The following is a 5,361-nucleotide window of genomic DNA, read 5'->3' on the forward strand; positions in this document are numbered from 1 at the left end:
GGCAGGGCAAACAGGGCGGTGATCTGGGCGTCGGTGAGGACGCGGCGGCGCGGCATGGAGGAAGCTGTCCCAGTTGGAGTATGGTCTGTTTTGGAAGGCGGCGACCCTAGCCGGAGCGCGGGTTTGCCGGCCACCGCGCCGCCGCCGCCGCACGGGTCGGCGGGCGTCTCCGCGCCGCCGGCCGGCACCACCGGCTCGACCGGTGCCTCGTCCTCCGGCCGCACGTAGCCGCGGTCGACCTGGAGCCGGCCCTCGGCGTCGACACTGACGAACACCCCGGCCCGCGCCACCTCGGCGCTCTCGTAGACCAGCGGCCGCTCCTCCAGCGCCCGCAGCTCCAGGTCGATCCCGGCGAGACGCCGCCCCACCGCGTCCAGCTCTTCCGCCTCGGCCGGCTCGCTCGCCTCCAGCCGCTCGTACTCGGCGTGCAAGGCGTCGTAGGTGGCCTGCTCCGCCTCGCTCAGCGGCACCGGTTCGCCGGCCAGACGGCGCAGCCCCCGGCTGTGGCCGTAGGGGAAGGCCAGCGCCACCTCCACCCACCTCCAGCCCTCCGCCTGCACCGTGGCGGCCTCGGCCTCCAGCTTGTCGGCGACCAGCCGGTCGAGCAGCGCCGGGGCCTGCAGCCAGCCGCCGTCGTCGTGCTGGAACAGGTCGCGCATCACCGCCCCGCCGGCCGCCTCGTAGGCATCCAGCCCGACGAACAGCGCCCGCTTGTCCGACGCCCGCACCGCGCCTTCGGTGAGCAGGCGGCGGATCTGGTAGGGCTCGCGGCTGTAGGCGCGCGACAGCGCCTCCCACACCTGCTCCTGGCGGGCGTGGTCGCCGCTGACGGTGAAGGCCATCAGCTGCTCCAGCGTCATGCGGTCCTCGGCGTAGGCGTCGAGCAGCGCCGGGGCGACGGCGGCCAGCTTCAGGCGCTGTCTCACCACGGCGGGGGCGACGAAGAAGCGGGCGGCGATCTCCTCCTCGCCCAGCCCCGCCCCGCGCAGGATCTGGAAGGCGCGGAACTGGTCGAGCGGGTGCAAGGGTGCCCGCTGGACGTTCTCGGCCAGCGAGTCCTCCTCGGCGCTGCCGGCGGTGCGCACGACGCAGGGCACCGGCTGGGTCCTGCTCATGCGCTTCTGCTTGACCAGCAGCTCGAGCGCCCGGAAGCGGCGGCCGCCGACCGGCACCTCGAAGACGCCGGTCTCGGCGCCCTCGGCGTCGAACACCGGGCGGACGGCGAGGCTGTGCAGCAGGGTGCGCCGGGCGATGTCCTCGGCGAGCTCCTCGATGGAGACGCCGGCCTTGACGGTGCGGACGTTGGCCTGGGACAGCACCAGCCTGTTGAAGGGAATGTCGCGCGAGGCGTTGAGGACGATCCTGGACGTGGCCATGGTGGGGTTCTCCGCGACGGGCGGCCGGGAGCCTCTCTCCCGACCTCCTCACCCGTCACCCGATCCCCCGCCCTCCTCTGCCTTTATGCCGGGTTCGGCTCCGCAACCGGATTGACCTGCCAGCCCTCGACCGACGGCTTCATGCGCGCCGCCTCCTCAAGCGAAATCCCCAGCCACTCCTCCGCCATCGCAACCGTGGGCGAGCGCCGGCCGGCGATCCCGGCCAGGTCGCGCACCTTGCGGCGGATCGGCACCACCTTGCAGTCGCCGGTGCGCTGTCTGCGGATCATGGCGATGGCGACGCGGCCGGCCGGCAGGACGCGCGTGCCGACGACGACCGTCCCGCCCTGGCCGTCTTCGCCGACGAGCGGGACCACGGTCCCGGGTGGGGTGACGGTGCGGGTGTCGGCGGGGATGGACGCCCGGCGTTGCCCCCGCGCCCCGGCCAGGAGGTCGGCCAGGAGGTCGCCGGCCGAGACGACGTGGACCGGAAAGGGCAGCACGCCCGGCGCCATCAGCCAAACGAGGTGGCGGTAGGCGGCCTGCGGCTCCCAGCCGGTGTCGGCGAAGACGGCGCAATCGGGCATCGGGCCGATGATGCCGTGCGCCACCATCAGGGCCAGGGTGGTGGACTGGACGCCGGCGCCGAGACTGAGGACGCGCAGCCGGATCGTCCCCGCCCCCGGCTCGGGCGGCCGGCACCATGAGGAGAGCGCGCCCATCACACGGACTCCCGCTCGTCACCGGCCGCGGGGGCGGATTCGGGCAGGAAGCCGAGGAGGTGGTCGGCCGCCTTGCTGGCTTGGCTGGCGGCGCGGACGATGGCGTGATCGTCCGCGCGAAGGACGTCCAACCACGCGCCGAGGTAGTCGGCGTGACGGACGGTGGGGACGATGCCGAGCGCCGCGCAGAGAAAGGCGGCCGAAATTTCGGCAGTCAGTTCCTCGAAGGCGTACTTGCGGGAGCCGAAAGACCCGGACAGATCCCTATTCAACCTTTCCGGGTGACCGCTGCTGTGGCTCAGCTCATGGAGAGCCGTTCTGTGCCAGTTGACGGGCTCGAAGAAGGCCTGCGGAGGCGGCACCTGCACATAGTCGTGCCGGGGGCTGTAGAAGGCCCGGGTGCCGCCGATGCGGACATCCACACCGCTGGCGCGGATCAGCGCCTCGGCCCGCGGCAGGATCAGCCCCTCCGGGATCGGCGGCGGCGCCACGGCGATGCCGTCGGGCAGGTCCTCGCATTGGTCGCGGTTGAAGACCGTGAAGCGCTTCAGGAAGGGGACTGACTGGGGTTCGTCCCCGGTGTCCCGCGCGCGCCGGCGCTCGTCGTCGGGGATGAAACGGTCGGCGTAGACGACGGTGGTGCCGCGCTCGCCCTTGCGGACGTGGCCGCACAGAGCCAGAGACTGACGGAAGGTGAGCCAGCCCTGGCCGGAGAAGCCGTGGGCAATGACGGCGCCCCACAGGATGAGCACGTTCACGCCGGTGTAGGCGCGTCCGGTGGCGGCGTTGCGGGGCAGGCCGAGCGGGGCGGCGGCGGCCGGGGTTCCCCAGGGCTGCACCCAGGGCAGCCGGCCGGCTTCCAGCTCAGCGATGATCCGGGCGGTGATCTCGGCATAGAGGTTGCTCCGGTGGGCGCCGGAGCGGGCGGTATCGGGCATGGCGGGTCTCCGCGACGGGCCGGCCGGGAGCCTCTCTCCCGACCTCCTCACCCGTCACCCGCCCCCGCCCTCCTTTCACTCGACCCGGCCGGGCACGGCAACGCCACCGGCCGGCGCTCCGCGTCCCGCCGGAGCGGCCGCTTTATCGCGCACGGCGAGACGGGCGAGCGGGCGCCCGTTCCGGCCAACCCGCGGGCCCTGCCCCAGGCGATGGAGGCGGCCGGCATGATCTTCATCGCCAGCGACGGCGAGGGCGCCGGCGTGCGCCTGACCAAGGCGGCCGAGCGCGCGCGGCGCGGCCGGGCACCGCCAGACGCCGCTCCGGAGCCTCGTCCGGTGGAAGCGCTATGTGATGTTCCGGTTATGGGAAACGAGCAAGTGCAGGCCGCATGCCTCGCCTGCCCGGATCGGACCGGCGAGGTCAGCGAGGAGCGAGCGGCCACCGGGCGTCAGAAGAATTCGACGGCGCCGGAGAGGTTCAGTTCGCTGAACCTGATCTCGAAGAGGATGCCGTTGCCGTCGCCCAGGTCGATGTAGGTGGCGGGGAACTCGACGACGCCGAAGGGGGCGTTGATCGTGAAGACAGAGGCGCGGGCGTGCGCCAGCAGTTCCTCCAGGGTGTCGATGTCGGTGCCGTTGATGTTGCGCTCGATGCGCAGGACGTCGCCGCCGCGCTCCGCGTCGCGGGACCCCGGCGAGAACTCCAGGTAGTCCACCCCGCTGCCCGAGCGGAAGATGAAGATATCGGCTCCGTCGAAGCCGTACATGCTGTCGTTGCCAGCACCGCCGTCCAGGGTGTCGGCCCCATCTTCGCCATTGAGAAGGTCGTTCCCGTCACCGCCAATCAGATAGTCCGCTCCCCCCCCCCCTCTGAGAGTGTCATCGCCAAGGTTCCCGAACAGAAGATCATCCTCGCCACCGCCGCCAAGCACATCGTCTCCTTGGCCACCGTACAGCGTACCATTGCCGTTACCGGCATTTAAATTATCATTTCCCATATTCCCGTAGAGAACGTTATTGCCAGCTCCACTAGCGACGTAATCATTGCCCTGCCCGCCGAACAGCACATCGTCGCCAGAACCCCCATCGACGTAATCGTCGCCCTGGTTGCCGTAGAGGACGTCGTTGCCCTCGTTGCCGTTGATGTCGTCGTTGCCCAGGCCACCGGAGAGCAGGTCGTTGTCGGTGTTGCCCTCGATGGAGTCGTTGCCACCGCCGCCCTCGATGGTGTCGTCGCCGCCGGTGCCCACCAGGTATTCGCGCTCGTCCGAGCCGATGAAGCGGTTCGGGCCGTCGGCCCCCCACACCACGCCCGAGCCATCGGCGCGGTAGAAGTTCATCGGATTGCCGCTGCTGGTCATCAGCGCGCCGGTGACCTGCACCTTGGTCAGGGTCGAGGCCGTGGCGTTGGCGGCGGCGGCGTGCAGGTGGTTGAAGCTCATGGCAATGTTCCCCTCTGTGCGAGCCGAGACGTGGGCCGGCACGCCCCGGTTGCAGACGAACCATAACATTGGCGCGCGGTGGCCGGCGAGCGAAAAGTGCGGCCGGCGCAAGCAAATGCCCGGCGATTATTCGCGGCATCCCCGGATCTTCATGCAGTTTCCTAAAATACGTCCCGTTTTGTTTTCGGGAACGCCGGGCGACGGTCCACCCCCGCCGGGAGCGGGGGTGGACCGGACGGGCGGCGTCAGCCCGGCTGCTTCACCTCGTCGTGCGCGGCGGGCTCGGGCGCCGGGTCGGCGGCCGGGGCGGGCTCGGGCTCCCCGGCCGCCGCGCTGGTTTCGGCGGCGTCGAAGCTGCCCATCGCCGACACCAGACTGTCCAGCGCCGCGCTGGTTTCCGCCGTGCCGGCGTCCGCTGCGGTGGTGCCGTCCGCCGCGTCGGGTTCGGCGTCGGCCGGCGCGGAAGCCGCCTCCGCCGCATCGGCGTCGGCCTCCGGATCGGCTTCCGGATCGGCTGCGGCCGTGTCCACCGTGTCCGCGATGTCCTCAACCGCCGGTGCGCCGGTGGCGGCCTCCACGCCCTCCGGGTCCTCGGCCACGGGTTCGCTGGCGGCCGCCGCCGCATCTTCCGGACCGGCCGGATCAGCACTTGCGGTGGCGAGGGACGCCGCGCCAGCCGGGGCCGTGTCCTCCGCCGGGGCGGGTTCGGCCGCGCCGCTCGCCTGTGGAGACTCCGCCGCCGCCGCGCCGTCGACCCCCTCGCCGTCCGCCGTCTCGGCGCCCGATGCGGCGGGGGCGCCGACCTCGGCGGGCTCCGCCGGTGCGGTTTCCTCGTCCTCCGCCACCTCGGGAGCGAGGGGCAGGCCGGTGAGCGGGTCGAGCG

5 protein-coding genes are annotated in these 5,361 nt (G+C 71.9%); all 5 read right to left on the minus strand.

The window, feature by feature from the left end:
* The coding region (locus VGD93_RS07690; protein WP_395010812.1) for a ParB/RepB/Spo0J family partition protein at positions 1–1,376 on the minus strand (1,376 nt) is incomplete at its 3' end.
* 83 nt (positions 1,377–1,459) lie between these two features.
* Positions 1,460–2,098, minus strand: coding sequence for a hypothetical protein (locus VGD93_RS07695; RefSeq protein ID WP_395010814.1), 639 nt, complete (start codon positions 2,096–2,098; stop codon positions 1,460–1,462).
* The gene (locus VGD93_RS07700) at positions 2,098–3,036 is read right to left on the minus strand and encodes an ArdC family protein (RefSeq protein WP_395010816.1); all 939 of its coding nucleotides are present in this window, start codon (positions 3,034–3,036) and stop codon (positions 2,098–2,100) included. The genes VGD93_RS07695 and VGD93_RS07700 overlap by 1 nt, the downstream gene beginning before the upstream one ends.
* A 449-nt stretch (positions 3,037–3,485) precedes the next feature.
* Complete coding sequence (locus tag VGD93_RS07705) at positions 3,486–4,478, minus strand: calcium-binding protein (RefSeq protein WP_395010818.1); 993 nt, start codon at positions 4,476–4,478, stop codon at positions 3,486–3,488.
* A gap of 245 nt (positions 4,479–4,723) precedes the next feature.
* On the minus strand, positions 4,724–5,361 hold a 638-nt coding region (locus VGD93_RS07710), incomplete at its 5' end, for a hypothetical protein (protein ID WP_395010820.1).

Origin of the sequence: Devosia sp. (genome assembly GCF_036406155.1) — a bacterium.
Classification (GTDB): domain Bacteria; phylum Pseudomonadota; class Alphaproteobacteria; order Rhizobiales; family Devosiaceae; genus Devosia_A.

What these genes read in the sequence shown, in the direction of transcription:
- VGD93_RS07705 (WP_395010818.1), bottom strand. Translation starts at nt 4,478, where the DNA reads ATGAGCTTCAACCACCTGCACGCCGCCGCCGCCAACGCCACGGCCTCG.
- VGD93_RS07695 (WP_395010814.1), bottom strand. Translation starts at nt 2,098, where the DNA reads ATGGGCGCGCTCTCCTCATGGTGCCGGCCGCCCGAGCCGGGGGCGGGG.
- VGD93_RS07700 (WP_395010816.1), bottom strand. Translation starts at nt 3,036, where the DNA reads ATGCCCGATACCGCCCGCTCCGGCGCCCACCGGAGCAACCTCTATGCC.